The 16711-nt window shown below is 44.6% G+C and carries 17 protein-coding genes; 6 read left to right on the forward strand and 11 right to left on the reverse strand.

What is annotated here, in order from left to right; translation table 11 throughout:
• The first annotated feature begins 215 nt into the window (after positions 1-215).
• The 6 genes from E0F88_RS00650 (at position 216) to E0F88_RS00675 (ending at position 5588) form a co-directional block, all read left to right on the forward strand.
• Complete coding sequence (locus E0F88_RS00650; protein ID WP_131955674.1) at positions 216-1109, forward strand: SPFH domain-containing protein; 894 nt, start codon at positions 216-218, stop codon at positions 1107-1109.
• A gap of 66 nt (positions 1110-1175) precedes the next feature.
• A complete protein-coding gene (locus E0F88_RS00655) occupies positions 1176-2081 on the forward strand; it encodes an SPFH domain-containing protein (protein WP_131955676.1) in 906 nt (301 codons plus the stop codon).
• A 94-nt stretch (positions 2082-2175) separates the two neighbouring features.
• The gene (locus tag E0F88_RS00660) at positions 2176-2940 is read left to right on the forward strand and encodes a PRC-barrel domain-containing protein (protein ID WP_131955678.1); all 765 of its coding nucleotides are present in this window, start codon (positions 2176-2178) and stop codon (positions 2938-2940) included.
• 190 nt (positions 2941-3130) lie between these two features.
• Complete coding sequence (locus E0F88_RS00665) at positions 3131-4285, forward strand: baeRF3 domain-containing protein (protein WP_131955680.1); 1155 nt, start codon at positions 3131-3133, stop codon at positions 4283-4285.
• A gap of 58 nt (positions 4286-4343) precedes the next feature.
• Entirely contained in the window at positions 4344-4658 is a 315-nt protein-coding gene (locus tag E0F88_RS00670; RefSeq protein WP_131955682.1) for an HPF/RaiA family ribosome-associated protein, read from the forward strand.
• 168 nt (positions 4659-4826) lie between these two features.
• Positions 4827-5588 carry a PRC-barrel domain containing protein gene (locus E0F88_RS00675; protein WP_131955684.1) on the forward strand — a complete coding sequence of 254 codons (762 nt, stop codon included), beginning with the start codon at positions 4827-4829 and terminating at the stop codon, positions 5586-5588.
• 194 nt (positions 5589-5782) lie between these two features.
• Here E0F88_RS00675 and E0F88_RS00680 read toward each other — a convergent pair whose 3' ends face one another.
• The 11 genes from E0F88_RS00680 to E0F88_RS00730 form a co-directional block, all read right to left on the reverse strand.
• Positions 5783-6592, reverse strand: a complete 810-nt coding sequence (locus tag E0F88_RS00680) for a YihY/virulence factor BrkB family protein (protein ID WP_131955686.1) — start codon at positions 6590-6592, stop codon at positions 5783-5785.
• Positions 6593-6815: 223 nt separating this feature from the next.
• A complete protein-coding gene (locus tag E0F88_RS00685) occupies positions 6816-7700 on the reverse strand; it encodes a F0F1 ATP synthase subunit gamma (protein ID WP_131955688.1) in 885 nt (294 codons plus the stop codon).
• Complete coding sequence (locus E0F88_RS00690) at positions 7700-9247, reverse strand: alternate F1F0 ATPase, F1 subunit alpha (protein ID WP_131955690.1); 1548 nt, start codon at positions 9245-9247, stop codon at positions 7700-7702. Before E0F88_RS00690 ends, E0F88_RS00685 begins: the two co-directional genes overlap by 1 nt.
• A gap of 82 nt (positions 9248-9329) precedes the next feature.
• Positions 9330-10112: a F0F1 ATP synthase subunit B family protein gene (locus E0F88_RS00695; RefSeq protein WP_131955691.1), complete on the reverse strand. Its 783-nt coding sequence runs from the start codon at positions 10110-10112 to the stop codon at positions 9330-9332.
• Positions 10113-10118: 6 nt separating this feature from the next.
• The gene (locus tag E0F88_RS00700; RefSeq protein WP_131955693.1) at positions 10119-10388 is read right to left on the reverse strand and encodes a F0F1 ATP synthase subunit C; all 270 of its coding nucleotides are present in this window, start codon (positions 10386-10388) and stop codon (positions 10119-10121) included.
• A gap of 12 nt (positions 10389-10400) precedes the next feature.
• Complete coding sequence (locus E0F88_RS00705; RefSeq protein ID WP_131955695.1) at positions 10401-11081, reverse strand: F0F1 ATP synthase subunit A; 681 nt, start codon at positions 11079-11081, stop codon at positions 10401-10403.
• Complete coding sequence (locus E0F88_RS00710) at positions 11078-11392, reverse strand: ATP synthase subunit I (RefSeq protein ID WP_229213633.1); 315 nt, start codon at positions 11390-11392, stop codon at positions 11078-11080. Before E0F88_RS00710 ends, E0F88_RS00705 begins: the two co-directional genes overlap by 4 nt.
• A 7-nt stretch (positions 11393-11399) precedes the next feature.
• On the reverse strand, positions 11400-11711 hold the full coding sequence (locus E0F88_RS00715; RefSeq protein ID WP_131955697.1) for an AtpZ/AtpI family protein: 312 nt from the start codon (positions 11709-11711) through the stop codon (positions 11400-11402).
• A complete protein-coding gene (locus E0F88_RS00720; RefSeq protein WP_220466195.1) occupies positions 11711-12118 on the reverse strand; it encodes a F0F1 ATP synthase subunit epsilon in 408 nt (135 codons plus the stop codon). The genes E0F88_RS00715 and E0F88_RS00720 overlap by 1 nt, the downstream gene beginning before the upstream one ends.
• 5 nt (positions 12119-12123) lie before the next feature.
• Positions 12124-13584 carry a F0F1 ATP synthase subunit beta gene (gene atpD, locus E0F88_RS00725; RefSeq protein ID WP_131955699.1) on the reverse strand — a complete coding sequence of 487 codons (1461 nt, stop codon included), beginning with the start codon at positions 13582-13584 and terminating at the stop codon, positions 12124-12126.
• 661 nt (positions 13585-14245) lie between these two features.
• Complete coding sequence (locus E0F88_RS00730; RefSeq protein ID WP_131955701.1) at positions 14246-16627, reverse strand: phosphoketolase family protein; 2382 nt, start codon at positions 16625-16627, stop codon at positions 14246-14248.
• Positions 16628-16711: the final 84 nt, after the last annotated feature.

Consider the following 16711-nt stretch of genomic DNA (forward strand, 5'->3'; position numbering starts at 1 on the left):
TTGGTAGCACCAACGACACCCTACTCCGAAAAAAATCAGGTTGTAACGACTTATGTGAATTATCGCGGCTCTTACTTTTGGATAACCTACCAACCTGTGATACTTACAACATATTCAAGCTAATATGTAATCCCAACGAGCATAGGATGCGCACCTTTGTAAAGAGCTACTTCATATTTTTCCTCTTAAAAGCTCTTCATCTAAATTAATAGAATATGTATTTCCAAATACTTACACCCCTATTATTAGTCATCCTATTTCTCTTCTCAGGTATCAGGATTGTCCGCCCAACGCACCGTGGCCTGATAGAAAGACTTGGAAAATATAACAAATTCGCCAAGCCTGGGTTTCACTGGATTATTCCTTACATCGATAAAATGTACCTGGTCAATGTCACCGAACAAATGTTGGATGCACAGCCCCAGGAAATTATCACAAATGATAACCTGAATGCCAGGGTAGATGCCCAGGTGTATTTCAAAGTACTGGAAGCAGAAGAAAGTGTTAAAGCGAGTCTTTACAATGTAGACGATTATACGCTTCAAATCGTAAATCTTGCGCGCACCACCCTGAGAAATATTATTGGTACACTTACCTTAAGGTCAGCAAACAGTGAAAGGGACAAAATGAACGCTGAACTTCATGAAACACTGAAGGCGGAAACCGAGAGCTGGGGAATTGTTATTGTCAGGGCCGAATTAAAGGAAATTGATCCGCCACGGGATGTTCAGGATACAATGAATAAGGTGGTAAAAGCAGAAAATGAAAAAATCGCCGCCATTGACTATGCCACAGCAGCCGAAACTGTTGCAGACGGTGTAAAAAGGGCCAAAATAAAAGAAGCAGAAGGTGCTAAGCGGGCAAAAGTCCTTCATGCAGAAGGCGAAGCAGAAGCAATACAACTGGTCAACATAGCTGCCGATGAATTTTTTACAGGAAATGCCCAGCTCCTCAGAAAGCTGGAAGCACTGGAAAATGCTTTGCAGTCCAACGCAAAAATCGTGATCCCTACGGGCTCAGAACTGATCAATGTGATTGGTGAAATGACCGGGGTACTGCCGATCCATATAAAGAAAGAAAAAAGCGGACCCGCACTTTTAACAGAGTAATTTCAAAAACATTGTCACAAGCAGTTAATACGCCGCAAAACTCAAAATAAACAAAAACAAAACCGAATGGAAACTTCAATCTTCATATCCATATTTTTAATCCTCTCACTGCTCTTTGCAGGGGCGAAAATCGTACGGCCAACGCACCGTGGACTTATAGAAAGACTAGGTAAATACAACAAATTCGCAGGTCCAGGATTCCATTGGATCATACCTTTCATTGATAGAATGTATTTGATCAACATAACAGAACAAATGATTGATGCAAAGCCCCAAGAGATCATTACCAATGATAATCTTAATGCTACGGTAGATGCTCAGGTGTATTTCAAGGTAATCGGCACAGAAGAAGGCGTCAAAAGCAGTCTTTACAATGTGGATGACTACACGTTTCAAATTGTGAACCTAGCAAGAACCACTTTAAGAAACATTATTGGCACGCTTACCCTTAGATCAGCCAATAGTGAACGAGGTAAAATGAACGACGAACTGCACAGGACGCTAAAAAATGAAACAGAAAGCTGGGGGATTATCATCGTCAGAACAGAATTAAAGGAAATTGATCCTCCAACGGACGTTCAGGACACCATGAATAAGGTTGTGAAAGCCGAAAATGAGAAAATCGCAGCAATAGATTATGCAACAGCTGCGGAAACGGTGGCCGACGGGGTGAAAAGGTCTAAAATAAAAGAAGCGGAAGGCTACAAACGCGCAAAAGTACTTCACGCAGAAGGTGAAGCGGAAGCAATTAAACTGGTCAACGAAGCGGCTGAGAAGTATTTTATTGGTAACGCACAGCTGCTCAGAAAGCTCGAAGCTCTTGAAACATCATTGAAAACCAATACAAAAATTGTAATCCCGGCAGGATCCGAATTGGTTAATGTGATTGGGGAAATGGCGGGCGTCCTACCGGAGAATGGCAAAACGAAAGACAAAAAACCTGAATTAGTTAATGGGACATATCAACGCTGATAGCAGTGAATCTGGCCAGAACTGACCTTTGCCACGGCTGATTTTTCCCGAAAATAATGAATCAAAGACATTTTAAAACTAAACAAACTGAACCATGAAACGGAGCCTCAACAGTTTAATCGGTTACACCATGCGTACTACGGATGGAGACATTGGAGAAGTCAAAGAATTTTATTTTGACGATCAGACATGGACCATCAGATACCTCATTGTCGAAACAGGCAGCTGGTTTTTCGGCAGAAAAGTGCTTATATCGCCAGAGGCTCTTACTGGCATCGATTCGGAAAATAGTGCTTTTGATGTCAATATCACAAAAGAGCAAGTAAAAACCAGCCCCGATATTGATACGGATATGCCCGTGTACCGACAACAGGAAGAGCAGTTGTTTAAGCATTATCCCTGGAGCAATTACTGGTTCGGTAGTGGCATTGGATATGGGACTTCAGGTATGATGGCTCCCATGACTGTTTCAGTTCAACAAGCCATCGATAATGATCAGATTGAAAATGGGACAGAGCGGAAGGGCGATTCACATCTGAGAAGTACTGCGAAGACTATCGACTTCAAAATACATGCCGAAGATGGCCAGACTGGAACTTTTGAAGATCTTATCATCGAGGATGCCAGTTGGCAGATCAAATTTTTGGTAGTCGATATGGATGACTGGAAATCAGACAAAAAGGTGCTCATTACACCGGCTGAAATCAGCCAGATAAAGCATAGCACAGAGAATGTAATTGTTAAACTGACCGTTGATGAACTCAAAAACAGCCCTGATTATGATCCGACGGAACCTGTAAATGAAGTGACTGAGAAGAACCTGCGTGACTATTACGGACGATTAGTCTCTACCCAATGATCTGATCGGCCCATCTGCAAAGAATTCCAGGCAGTCTGTTCAATATCGACAGGCAGAGGTATTCGCAACAATTTCAGTCCATGAAAATTTAAATCTTAACAGGTCCTGCTGTCCGGAATTTACAAAAGCACTGGCCCGGTTATTACAGGATAATATTACTGAAAATGTCTTATTAAAAATTGTAAAAGTTATGAAACTACCTACCAAAGAATTAATTCAGGAATTATCCTCCGTCAATATAGGTTCTTGCATATCGGTATACATGCCGACACATCGGACGCATCCAGGTAATATACAAGATCCAATCCGCTACCAGAATATACTCAAACAGCTGGAAAGCTCTTTGTTAGAAAAATATGCTGAGAGCGAAATAAAAGCATACCTGGCACCCTTTGAAAACCTGAAAGACGACCGGGACTTCTGGAACCACAATCTGGATGGATTGGCGGTTTTCAGCTCCGGAGAAATTTTCGAAACCGTGAGCCTGCCTCTACCTGTGGCCGAGCTAATGGTGGTTGCCGAAAGCTTCCACACGAAGCCCATGCGCCAGTATCTGCAAACCGAAGACCGGTTTCAGATTCTCGGCCTGACGTTAACGGAAATGCGTTTTTTCGAAGGCAACAGATTTTCAGTATCTGAAATAGAACTGGGAGAGGATATTCCAAGGACTATCGAAGAAGCCCTTGGAAGTGAACTTACTGAAAAACATACAACTGTGGCATCATACGGCGGTGTAGGTGGCGAAAGTGGCAACATGCACCACGGGCATGGCGCTAAAAAGGATGAGACGGATAAGGATTCCGAGCGATTTTTCAGGATTGTGGCAGAAACTGCTTATGAAAAATTTTCGAAGCCTTCTGGCCTTCCTCTAATTCTGGCCGCTCTGCCAGAACATCGCAACCTGTTTAGAAAAGTCAACAAAAATCCATTTTTGCTCACTGAAGGCATTGACCTCAATCCGGATGCATTGTCTGCTGACAGACTGAGAACGATGGCCTGGGAAGTGATGGAGCCAGAGTATGATCAAAGGCTGAAAAACTGGTCTGAAAAGGTGGCCCAAGCCATAGCAGATCAGAAAGGAAGCGATCTGATCGGGGATATTGTGGCTGCTGCCACATCGGGCAGAGTGGAAACGCTGTTGCTCGAAAAGGACAGGATTATCCCCGGTAAAATCGTGGATGCAGCTAACGGACTTATTGAAACAGGTCCGCTATCAGATCCTGAAACAGATGACCTGCTAGATGATATTGGAGAGCTTGTTGAGAAATTTGGTGGAAAGGTACTTGTGCTACCTCCTGAAAAAATGTCCTTGGAATCAGGCGCTGCCGCTATTTTCAGATACTGACCTCGGTAATTCATTTTCCAGACTCAAAAAAATCAACTCATTAAACAAATTAAGAACCATGACTATTCAGTTTAATACCGATAAAAATATAACAGGCAACGAAGAAAAAGCCGCCCCGCTTGTGGAATTCCTAACCAATGATCTCAGCAGGTTCAGTGATCACATTACCCGTTTGGAAGTACATATTTCGGACCAAAATGGCAACAAAGATGGCCTGAACGACGTCCGATGCAAGATTGAGGCAAGGATGGAAGGGAAACAGCCGATAGCAGTAAGCAACGATGCAGATACCAGTTCAATGGCTGTAAAAGGTGCAAGCGATAAGCTAAAAAGTGCACTTGAAACAATTGTTGGGCGTGCCAGAAGCTATTGAAAGGAAATATTATCCCCGGGTGTGGCATAGACGCCCGGGGATTTTTTTGAAAACATAATTATCGAATGCCTGACCATTGAAAATATGGAATCCTGTACCTAAGTATCAACAGTATATTTCGCTGTCTGGTTAATAAAAAATGAAGTAAGTTTTAAATTAATACCTATTATGAAACGGAGTATAAAGAGTTTGGTCGGATTTACGATGGGCGCCATTGACGGTGAAATAGGAAAAGTGAAGGAATTCTACTTTGATGATAACGCCTGGACTATCCGTTACTTAATTATTGAAACCGGCAGCTGGCTTTTCGGCCGTAAAGTGCTTATTTCCCCTCAGGCAGTGTTAACATCTGATTGGGAAAATAAAGTTTTTCTTGTAAACCTTACAAAAGAACAAATTAAAAACAGCCCCGAGATTGATACTGAAAAGCCTGTCTCGCGTCAACAAGAAATAGAACTTTACGCGCACTATCCCTGGACAGGCTATTGGGGTGGGGGAATTTGGGCTGGTGGCATGGGTACTTCCGGAATGATGATGTCACCCTCTTTGCCTCTGGAAACAGCAGTTCACGAAAAACTTCACAGCGAAGAAGCAATTAATCCGCATCTGCGCAGTACAGATCATGTTACTGGTTACAACATAAAAGCCATCGATGGCGAAGTTGGCGATGTAGAAGACTTTGTAATTGATGAAGGCACATGGAAACTTGCTTTTATGGTGGTCGATACAGGAAATTGGTTTCCAGGAAAAAAGGTACTTATATCGCCAAATTGGATAAAAGATATACAATGGGATACTTCGGATGTGATGGTGAACGCATCGGTTAAGCAGATAAAAGACAGCCCCGAATATGATGCAAATACCTACCTGAGTGATGGTTATGAGACTAACCTTCACACTTATTATGGCGGTTTTATTTCACAAGAATAGTAAGCAAAACATGAAAATGTCAAACAAATTACTTGTTCATGTTTTGCTCTTTTTGGAGCTGGGTACTGCTTGACAAGGTAATATGGATTTGTAGGATAGAATCGTCAGATGTACCGTAATGAAGGCGCGCATCAGTGTGTACAACGATCAATTCAGTATCCTTTTTACCAACTTTCCTTTAATCTGATAAGCACTTATTCTTCAAGAACAGCATTTAGCTCCGCCCCTAAAAGTACGACGGTAGCTGAATATTGAAAAAATACCAGTGTAATAATTACTCCGCCGATACTGCCATAGGCCAGGTCAAAATTTGCAAAATGTCCGAGATAAACTGAAAATAACTGCGCAAGCGCCAGCCATAAGATCGTGGCGAAGATGGCGCCCGCAGACACTTTTCGCCAGTTTTTGTTGTGATTGGGAAGTATCCGATACATAATAGAAAAAATCACCGCCAATAAAATAAATGCCAAAGGGAAGCGCAGGATGTTTATCAACTTAAACCAATTCATCGAAAGGGAAATATATTTTGATATAAAATCCGTAAGGAGAGGCCAGATAATAACCATCACAGCCAGAACAACAAAAGTGATTGCACTGCATATAACAACTACAATGCTTTGTAAGCGTCTTTTCCACAATGGTCGCATTTCTTGAATTGCATACACGCGGTTCAGGCCGATACGTAACCCCTCAATACCAGAAGAAGATATCCATAACGTTCCAAGCCCGCCCAGCGTGAACAGGCCGGAAGAGCGATTTGCTAATATATTGTTGATCACAGGAGTAACAGTATCCACGATCCTCGGCGGTATATAGCTGAAAGCAGAGTTGATAAGCATTTGCGAAGCCTCCGCTTTGCCGATCAAACTGGCAGCGGCCATTATAAAAATAATAAAAGAAAAAAATGCGAGCAGGGAAGTGTAAGCCGCATAACCTGCAAAAATCAGGATATCATCGTCGACCGCACCAGAAAATGTCTTGAGGACAATTTTTTTTAATTTCATATTGATGAAAATAATACATTGTACTACCTGTGTGCCCACAAAAAATACCCTGTGTGCCAGGTCAAAGAGCAGAAGCTAAAATTCCTATTCCATTAAACACGGTTGATCAACTGCCTACCGTATAACCTGGATTTTTTGGCAGAGCAAATGTTAGCAAAATAATAGTTCCAGCGATTGGAAGAGACCATCTGATTAATAAAATAAGAAAACGCAAATCCTATTCCTAATCTTTCAACGCTTCGAATCCGGATACGACATCAAAAAGTTCTTCATCAATGGAGCTTTGCCTAAGGCGGTTAAACTTAAATCCCAGATCTGTTACCAGTTCCTGAATACTCTTTTCTGCACGTTGCATTGCTTGCAGCCGGCTTGCATTTTCGCTGGCCAGTGATTCAGCACACGCTCTGAATAGCGAAATAAATAAATACTCCCGAATGAGTGCTGATAATGTTCTCTTCGGATCGCCCACGACCTGCGGCAGGTTATTTGACGGCCATTTTGTTTTTATAAAACTGTCGAGCCAATTTTCATCCAGTGGCAATATCTTTTGAACCACGGGGGTATAACCATAATCGGATTTAGGCTGATTATGAAAAATGTAAACTTCGGGGTTTTCAAATTCAGCGGAGTGCTGATGAATTTCGATCAAAATCTCCCCTACCAGCGGCGAGATCAATTGAACCGAACCAGGAACCAAAAATAGCTTCTCCGGCTCAAAATCTGCATCTGATAAAAGCAGCCCGACACGTTCGCCAATGGCCCATACCTTTTTTTCTCCGGGTAATTCGCCCAGCTTGTTTGAAACAAAACCTGTAAGTGAATCATTGAACTGACCGACTAGGCCCTGATCAGATCCAAAGACGATGGCAATGATCGATGTCGGAGTCTTTTTTGGTGTAAAATCAGGAATTGAAGATCTGTCTGGTCTGTTATTGCCAAGGTAGGCTGCAATTCCTAAAACTACATTGTCGCTGTAATCTTTCAGTGAACTCAGTGCCGTTTCATACTGTCCTATATTGGAAGCGGCCATTGCTTTCATTGTTCTGACGACAGATTTGAGATCCGCTGCGCCGTCAGCTTTCCTTCGAAGACTTTCCAGTGTATCCATTAGCCTTTTGTTTTTGTTTCGTTAGGTTGATGTCGAAAAGTCTTAATCGCATCTTCTGCGACATCCAGAATCGCCTGACGGTCTTCATCCGATAGCTTTTCTTCTGAAAACAAACGTTTCAGCGTATCATCCGGAATTTTATTGACGCTTTCAATCAGCGCATTTTGAGCTTCCTGCATTTTATCCTCAGGCACTGTATCCAAAAGACCAGCAGTCAGCGTCAATAACACAATGAACTGCTCGGGTACAGACATCGGTTTGAGTTCTTGTTGTTTAAGACAAATCCGGATGCGTTTACCATGTTCAATGATCTTTTTGGTGTTATCATCCATCCGGGTTCCAAACCTCGAAAAAGTTTCCAGCTCCTCAAACTGTGCATATTCAAGTTTCAGATTGGCAATGGACCGATACGTCCGTAGCTGAGCCGCACCACCCACACGGGATACCGATTTGCCCACATCAACGGCTGGTAATATGCCCAGTTCAAATAGTTTTGGAGAAAGATATATTTGTCCGTCGGTAATTGAGATCAGATTCGTTGGAATATAGGCTGAAATATTCTGGGCCTCCGTTTCAATGATCGGTAGTGCCGTGAGCGAGCCGCCTCCCAATTTTTCATCAAGACGTGTGGAGCGTTCCAGAAGTTTGGAATGAATATAGAAAATATCTCCCGGGAAAGCTTCCCTTCCGGGCGGCCTGCGGAGTAAAAGAGATAACTCGCGATACGCTCTGGCATGGTTGGTCAGATCATCATAAACGATCAGCACATCCCGCCCCTTTTCCATAAAATATTCAGCAATGGAGGTGGCGGCATACGGACAAATGTATTTGAGTCCGGGTGCATTATTCCCTTCAGTTACAACCATAACGGTATAGTCCATGGCTCCTTTTTCGGCCAGGTTTGCACGTACTTTCGCCACAGACGATGCCCGTTGACCGATCGCACAGTAAATACAGATTACATTTTTATCCCGCTGGTTCAAAATGGCGTCTATGGTAATAGCCGTTTTCCCGGTCTGCCGGTCACCCAGGATCAGTTCGCGCTGCCCACGTCCAATCGGAATCAGGGCGTCGATAACTTTGATGCCCGTTTGCAAAGGCACACTCACTGCCCGCCGGTCCATTATTGCTGGCGAAGGACGTTCTATGGGCATGCGATCGCTGAAAGCAATCTCCCCTTTTCCGTCCACAGCTTCTCCGAGTGGATTAATCACCCTTCCAATCAAGGCATCTCCAACGGGTATGTCAGTGACCCTTCCGGTCCTTTCGACCTGATCTCCAACATTCAGCAGTGAGTCTTCGCCAAGTAAAATGACGCCTATCTCTTCTGCGTCCAGATTGTAGGCAATTCCGAAAAGGCCATTTGGAAATTTCAGTAATTCCTCAAATCCTACACCGGGAAGTCCGCTTACTTTTACAATACCGGTCGAAACGCTGGTGATCATACCCGTTTCTTTGATTGATAAAGTGAAGTTATACTTCTCCCTGCTCTTTTCAAGCAACTCTAAAGCATCATCGACCGCTTTACCCGCCTGGCTTGAAAACATATTATTTTATTTAAATATTGAATAGATAAGGATTTTACTGCAAAGGAAGAACCTCTAAAATGCAGTGAAACCCTCAGCGTTATTATTTCTCTTCAACAACGGGTTCAGCGCTTTGCTTTGATGTTTCAGATACCCCGTCTTTCAATGCATCGAGATAGGCAGAGACCGTCCAGGCTAGTTTATAGCCATTCAGTGAAAGCTCAACACCGCTGATGATTTGCGGCAAAACCTTAAAATCATACACCGCCGAAGCCGCAAGCACCTTATCCACCTCGCTTCGGATTTTAGTCTGTAACTCCGAAGATATTTCAAAAGCGGTAGAAACGAGGACATGATCAAAGTCCGACTTGAAGGCCTGCGTAAGCCGCTGAATTTCTTCCGGTTTCATGGCCTTCAACTTATCCAGAAAAACGGCCGTCGTCTGCTCTTCCAAATTGGCGGACGCCAGATCCACCAGCGCCTTCCGGGAAATTTGCAAAACCTCCCTTTGGGTCTTCTCTGCAATTGTTTTGACCATATCGTCCTGCATTTTTAGCAGGGACTTTTTATGTTCTTCGCGCGCAACCCCAGCCTCTTTCCCGACCTGATCCAACTGCTTTTTTCGCTCGGCCTTTACTGCATCAACAGACTCTTTTACACGCTGTTCTTTTTGTTCGTCAAAGGTTTTATTCTTTTCGACAAACTGTTCTTTTTCCTTTTTCGCATCGCTTTTCTTTTTTTCCGCATCCTGGATCTGACCCACGATTTTTTTCTCACGATCGTCTATCGCACTCAGAATAGGTTTGTACAGAAAGCGTTTCAGGAGATAAACCAGAATAAAGAAATTAAGAATCTGGGCAATTACTGTGAACCAGTCAATTTGCATATTCGGTTATTTTAAGATAATGTGGTTCCAGAAAGGATTCGCAAAAATCAGGATCATGGACACCACGAAACAGTAAATGGCCGTAGATTCTATCATGGCCAGCCCCACAAACAAAGTTCTGGTAATGACAGGGGCAGCATCGGGCTGCTGCGCAATAGAAGTAAGGGCGGTCGCAACCGACTTCCCCTCCCCGAGGGCGGGGAACATACAGCCTATACTGGTTGTAAATCCCGCCATAATGATTGAGACCATTGCAATAATTGTAACACTATCCATTTTTATAACTATTTAATTTTCGGTTGTATCTGTTTTTTTGACGGCAGCGGCGATGTAAACCGTTGCCAGTATGCTGAAAATATAAGCCTGGACCATACCGGTCAGCAGTCCGAGCGCGCTCATGATGATCGGAAAAATCAGCGGTGTGATTGAGATCAGAATGGCCACCACCAAACCTCCGCTCATCATATTGCCAAAAAGACGTATGGCCAGTGCAAGTGTGCGTGAAGCTTCACTGATCAGGTTAAAGGGAAGCATGATGACCGTTGGCTCAATATAGGATTTCAAATAACCAACGAATCCATCTGCGCCGACACCATAAAACGGAACCGCCATAAAAACACAAACCGCCAATGCAGCCGTTGTCGAAAGAGAACCAGTGGGCGGTTCATACCAGGGAAAAATAATGCAGACATTGGCGAAGGCAATGAACAGAAACAAAGTTCCAATAAAAGCGATGTACTTTTCTGGTTTGTCGAGCCCGACTTCTTTGATCTGACCATTGATGCCGGTAACCACCATTTCCAGTATACACTGCCAGCGTGAGATCTTCATTCCGGATTTCAGATTTCGTGTGATCAGGGCGGAGCCCACCACCAACACAAACATCAGCACCCAGGTCGTGACGATCGTCAGGTTGAGATGGAAAAAGCCATATTCCCAAAATACCGTTTCATCCGGACTGAGCTTCATACCTTATCTAATTTGGTTTGCATTTTTTCATTTTTGTCTTCCCTTTTCGTCGCATAAATGACCAGGTAACGTGCCAGGATAAATCCAGCCAGACAAATCAAAAGGCCCTGCCAGCCACCGATCCCGACATAATAAAATCCGGCAAGGACTACGGCGGTACGCAAAATATAGCTCACAAGAAAACCGGCAGCAGGATAACGGCTGGCCATGGTATGCCTGACCGTCAGCCAGAGCCCTCCAAAGTACAGGGCACCCAATATTAATCCCACCAGGAACGCCGCGGCAACATATTCGTTTATTATTTCTCTCATATCAGTTTCAATTCTTTTTATGCATTTCCCTATCTTCTTTTGTGACCCAGTAGCCCCCGATCACACAACCAGTTAACAAGCCCGCCATCAACAAGGTCAGCGTCCATGAAAATAACTGAGGGAATTTTCTATCCAGCCAGATCCCGGCAGCCGCACCCAGTAATGCGGGTACCGTTACCGACCATCCGACCATACCAAACATGCCCAGACCAGCCCAAACGCCCGACTTCTTTTCGCGTAACGCTTTCAGCTTTCGCTTTTCCATTTCGAAAACATTCCTACTAAATTCACTTTCATTATGTTGATCGGCAGTTTCCATTATGATTCCTTTTGAAATTTCCCCAGACTTAAAAGCAATCCCACTTCCATCTTGGCCATCACCGAACGCACATTTCTTTCACTTTCCGTAAGCTCTAAAAACTGCTTTTGAACCGCTTCATGAAGCTTCCCAAGACTTAATCCTGCGATGGCGTTGCGTACAGAAAGTTTAACCAGGCTACCTGCTTTTACAAGAATTCCTTCATCAATCGCCAGGTATATTGTATCACCGGACGCTATTTCATAACTAAAAATGCCTGGCTGCAACGCCGCCACGCAATCAAGCCTGTGCGGCAGCAGCCCGAACGAACCTTCGGAGGTTTGCATCACCATCCTGCTTACTTCCTTTACGTCGGAAAACACGCCGAATGGCAGAAGAATTTTCAAGCTCATCAACTGGTTATCCATGACCATCAGGCTGTTACTTCTTCATTTTGACCTGTTTTTACTTTATCGGAACCCTTATCCTTGCTTTTAGCAATTGCCCCTTCTACCTTACCGATCATGTAAAAACAGCTTTCGGGCAAATCCTTGAATTCGTCTGCCAAAATCCGTTCACAGCCGCTCAGGGCATCTTCGAGGCTTACGTCCTTTCCTTCCAGATCGCTAAACTGTTCGGTAGAAAAAAATGGCTGTGTAAAAAACCGTTCAAGCTTGCGGGCACGGTTCACGAGCGCTCTATCCGCTGGCGACAACTGTTCCATTCCAAGCATCGCGATGATATCTTTCAATTCTTCGTATTGTGCGAGTGTCTCCCTGATTTGCTGCGCGAGCTGGTAATGCCTTTCTCCGATAATACCTGGAGTAGCCATTTTAGAATTCGATTGCAGCAAATCAATGGCCGGATACAGCCCTTCACCGGCCTTCTTCCTCGAAAGCACGATCGATGCCGAAAGGTGAGCAAATGTATGCACAGCCGCAGGGTCGGTCATGTCATCCGCAGGGACGTACACCGCCTGAATAGACGTAATGGCACCAGTTTTTGTATGCGCGATCCGCTCTTCCAGCTTGGACAGATCCGTACCCATCGTAGGCTGGTAACCAAGCCGGGAGGGCATCTGGCCCATTAAGCCCGAAACCTCCATACCCGCCTGGATAAAACGAAAAATATTGTCGATCAGTAAAAGTACGTCCCGCTGCTCATCGTCGCGAAAATATTCAGCCATCGTTAAAGCAGCGTGCCCCACCCGAAAACGGGCTCCGGGAGGTTCATTCATTTGTCCGAACACCATCACCATATCATCCAGCACACCGGCGTCTTTCATTTCATGGTAAAGCTCCTGGCCCTCCCGGGAGCGTTCGCCGATCCCGCAAAAAATACTGACGCCCTGATTCTGGCCCACCATGTTGTGTATCAATTCAGTAAGCAAAACGGTTTTACCGACCCCGGCGCCCCCAAGGAGACCAGATTTCCCACCCCTTTCCAGGGGTAACAGAACGTCGATCGCTTTAATACCAGTCACAAATATTTCAGATTTAGTAGACCTGTCCGATAAAGGCGGCGGCGACTGATGGATGCTGCGCCGTTCTGCTTTCGGGATTGGTTCTAGTTTATCAATTGTATTTCCAAAGACATCGAACATCCGTCCAAGGATATTTTTACCCACCGGTACGGTGAGTTCGCATCCCTTGTATTCGGCAAACGTTCCGCGTGCCAGGCCCTGCGTCGCAGTCATCGCAATGCAGCGCACCGTATGGCTATCGAGCTGGGTCATCACCTCAAAAGATATCTCATTATTTTTTCCCGCGTGCAGCAAGCTGTAAATGGCCGGAATATCGGTTTCAAACCAAACATCGACCACGCTTCCCCTTACAGCAATGATCTTTCCAAAGATTGAACCGTTGCCGGATTTTGGAGAAGTAGTTTCTGTCATGGAGTGAAATTTATGGTTGTATTAATTTAAAGGCGGCATTAACCTGGCCAATGGGACAAGCTCGAAATTGTCGTAAGCGCCTAAGCCATTGCTCAGGCTGCAAAGATGAAAATCAACGGTGCTTTAAGTGTTATATCTTTGGTGGAATATGTTACATAAATCACATATTGAGAGGGGTGGTTTAGGTAGAACAGAGAGTAGATCTTTCAGGTGTCTTTCCAACTAGCTTTACGCCAAATCTGGACTCCAATCGGCTTGCCAATGATTCTGAATGAATTACTACATTCTGTAATACCTGTACTAATTATTATTTTCGGATATTTTTACGAAGACAAAATTTCTCTAACAACAGATCCCAAAATGGATCATCTACCCGTTTATTTACCTGATCTATATTCTAGTCCGGGGTAGCTTCTTGAATTTTTCCGTTATCGATGTCGGAAGTCTAGGCTTATCAAAAGTTTTGACAACGCGTAGAACTGATGGTATTTATAGGTGTCTCTGCGTTGAATGTTAAACTAAAAAAATGATTTGGACTAGAAATTGAGAGAGCATCGCAAATCTGGAAAACATTTTTTACCGAAAACTAAAATTTATTAAAGGGTACTAGCAAAACCCGAATCAAAGCCCTTCTAATACCCTTCATTTTAATCAGCTAAAATTAACCCGCAATCCATTTCCAATTCAGGATTTCCGGCATGTCCTTTCCGTGCTGATTGACATAGATCTTATGCTCAATCAACTTGTCTTTGAGCTGTTGTTTCAGATAAGCGCCCTTGCTGCCCAGTTCCGGCAAACGGTCTATCACATCGATCACCAGGTTGAAACGGTCAATTTCATTTTGAACACGCAGATCGAAAGGTGTTGTGATCGTACCTTCTTCCTTGTATCCCCGCACGTGCAGATTCCGGTTCGCACGACGATAGGTCAGTCTGTGAATCAACCACGGATACCCGTGAAAGTTGAAAATAATGTGTTTGTTTTTGGTAAAAATCGAGTCATAATCCAGATCGCTCATGCCATGCGGATGTTCTGATTCAGATTGCAGCTTCATCAGATCCACCACATTCACGACCCTGATTTTGAGCTCAGGCAAATGTTCCCGAAGTATGGAAACCGCCGCCAAAAGTTCCAGTGTAGGCGTATCTCCGGCGCAGGCCATTACTACATCGGGCTTACCATCCTGGTCGTTACTCGCCCACTGCCAGATCCCGATCCCCTCGGTACAGTGAATGATAGCCGACTGCATATCCAGCCACTGAGGCAAGGCATGTTTACCGGCAACGACCACGTTTACATAATGCCTGCTTCTCAGGCAGTGATCCATGATTGACAAAAGACAATTGGCATCCGGCGGAAGATAAACGCGTACGATGTCGGCTTTTTTATTGATCACATGGTCCATAAATCCGGGATCCTGGTGGGTAAACCCGTTGTGATCCTGCTGCCATACATGTGAAGCCAGCAGATAATTCAATGAGGCAATATCACGCCTCCAGGGCAATTCTGAGGTTACTTTCAGCCATTTGGCATGTTGGCTGAACATGGAATCAACGATCCTGATAAAGGCTTCATAGCTATTAAAAATACCGTGACGACCTGTGAGTAAATAGCCTTCCAGCCAGCCCTGGCATTGGTGTTCGCTAAGCATGGAATCCAGTACCTCTCCCCTTGGAGCGAGAAACTGATCATTTGTTTCCTGCCTGGCCTCCCACTGGCGATTCGTCACTTCGAAAACAGCTCCCAGTAAGTTGGAAATGGTTTCATCCGGACCAAAAACCCGGAAATTATGCTCGCTTTGGTTGGCTTTGGTTATATCCCGGATAAAATTCCCAAGCACCATCGTATCCTGGCCCATGATCCCGCCAGGCACCACAACATCCACCGCATGGTTACGAAAGTCGGGCATGTGAAGGTTATGCAACAGCATGCCGCCGTTGGTATGGGGGTTGGACCCCATTCTGCGGTCGCCAGTAGGTGCCAGCTCTTTCAGCTCGGCTAGCAGTGCTCCGTTTTCATCAAACAACTCCTCCGGTTTATAACTTCTCATCCAGTTTTCAAGTTGCTGAACGTGCTGCGGATGGTCGGCATCCACCAAAATTGGCACCTGATGTGAATTGAAAGTGCCTTCATTAGGGACGCCATCCACTTCCTTGGGACCAGTCCACCCTTTGGGCGACCTTAGAATAATCATTGGCCAGCGGGGCCTGCCTGTTGTTCCGCTGGATCCGCTCTGTATTTCGAGAATTTCAACCACTGCTTTTTCTACAGCCTCAGCCATGAGGATATGCATGGTTTCAGGGTCATCTCCCTCTACAAAATACGGCGTCCAGCCGCAGCCCCTGTAAAATTGATCCAGTTCCTCATGTTCAATCCGAGCGAGAATAGTTGGATTGCTGATCTTGTAACCATTCAAGTGTAAAATGGGTAAAACAGCTCCGTCAGTAACCGGATTCAGGAATTTATTGGAATGCCATGCCGTCGCCAGTGGTCCGGTTTCTGCTTCCCCGTCTCCCACCACACAAGCCACAATCAAACCCGGATTATCAAAGGCGGCACCAAAAGCGTGACTCAGCGAATAACCCAGTTCACCGCCTTCATGAATGGATCCCGGCGTTGTGGGCGCAACATGACTGGAAATCCCTCCGGGAAAAGAAAATTGTTTGAACAGCTTTTTCAGTCCTGCTTCATCCTGGGTCACATTTGGATAAATATCACTCCAGCTGCCTTCCAGGTACACGTTCCCGACAATAGCAGGACCACCGTGACCAGGGCCAGAGATATAGAACATATCCAGATCATATTTTTTGATGATCCGGTTCAGATGGACATAAATAAAATTCTGTCCGGGTGTGGTGCCCCAATGTCCCACCACCAAAGGTTTTACATGGTCGAGTTTCAAAGGCTCTTTTAGGAGAGGATTATCGTAAAGATAAATCTGCCCTACCGACAGATAGTTGGCTGCACGCCAGTATGCATTCATCTTGCGCACCATTTCGGGCGACAAGATTTCAAGGTCATTATCAATTATTTCTGCTTCCATAATCATTCATTTTGGTTAATGGTTTTATCATTTTAGCATTGGTATTCTAGTATTTTTATCCAATCGAAGTGATTCAAAAGGCCT

Origin of the sequence: Dyadobacter psychrotolerans, from assembly GCF_004349265.1 — a bacterium.
GTDB lineage: Bacteria > Bacteroidota > Bacteroidia > Cytophagales > Spirosomataceae > Dyadobacter > Dyadobacter psychrotolerans.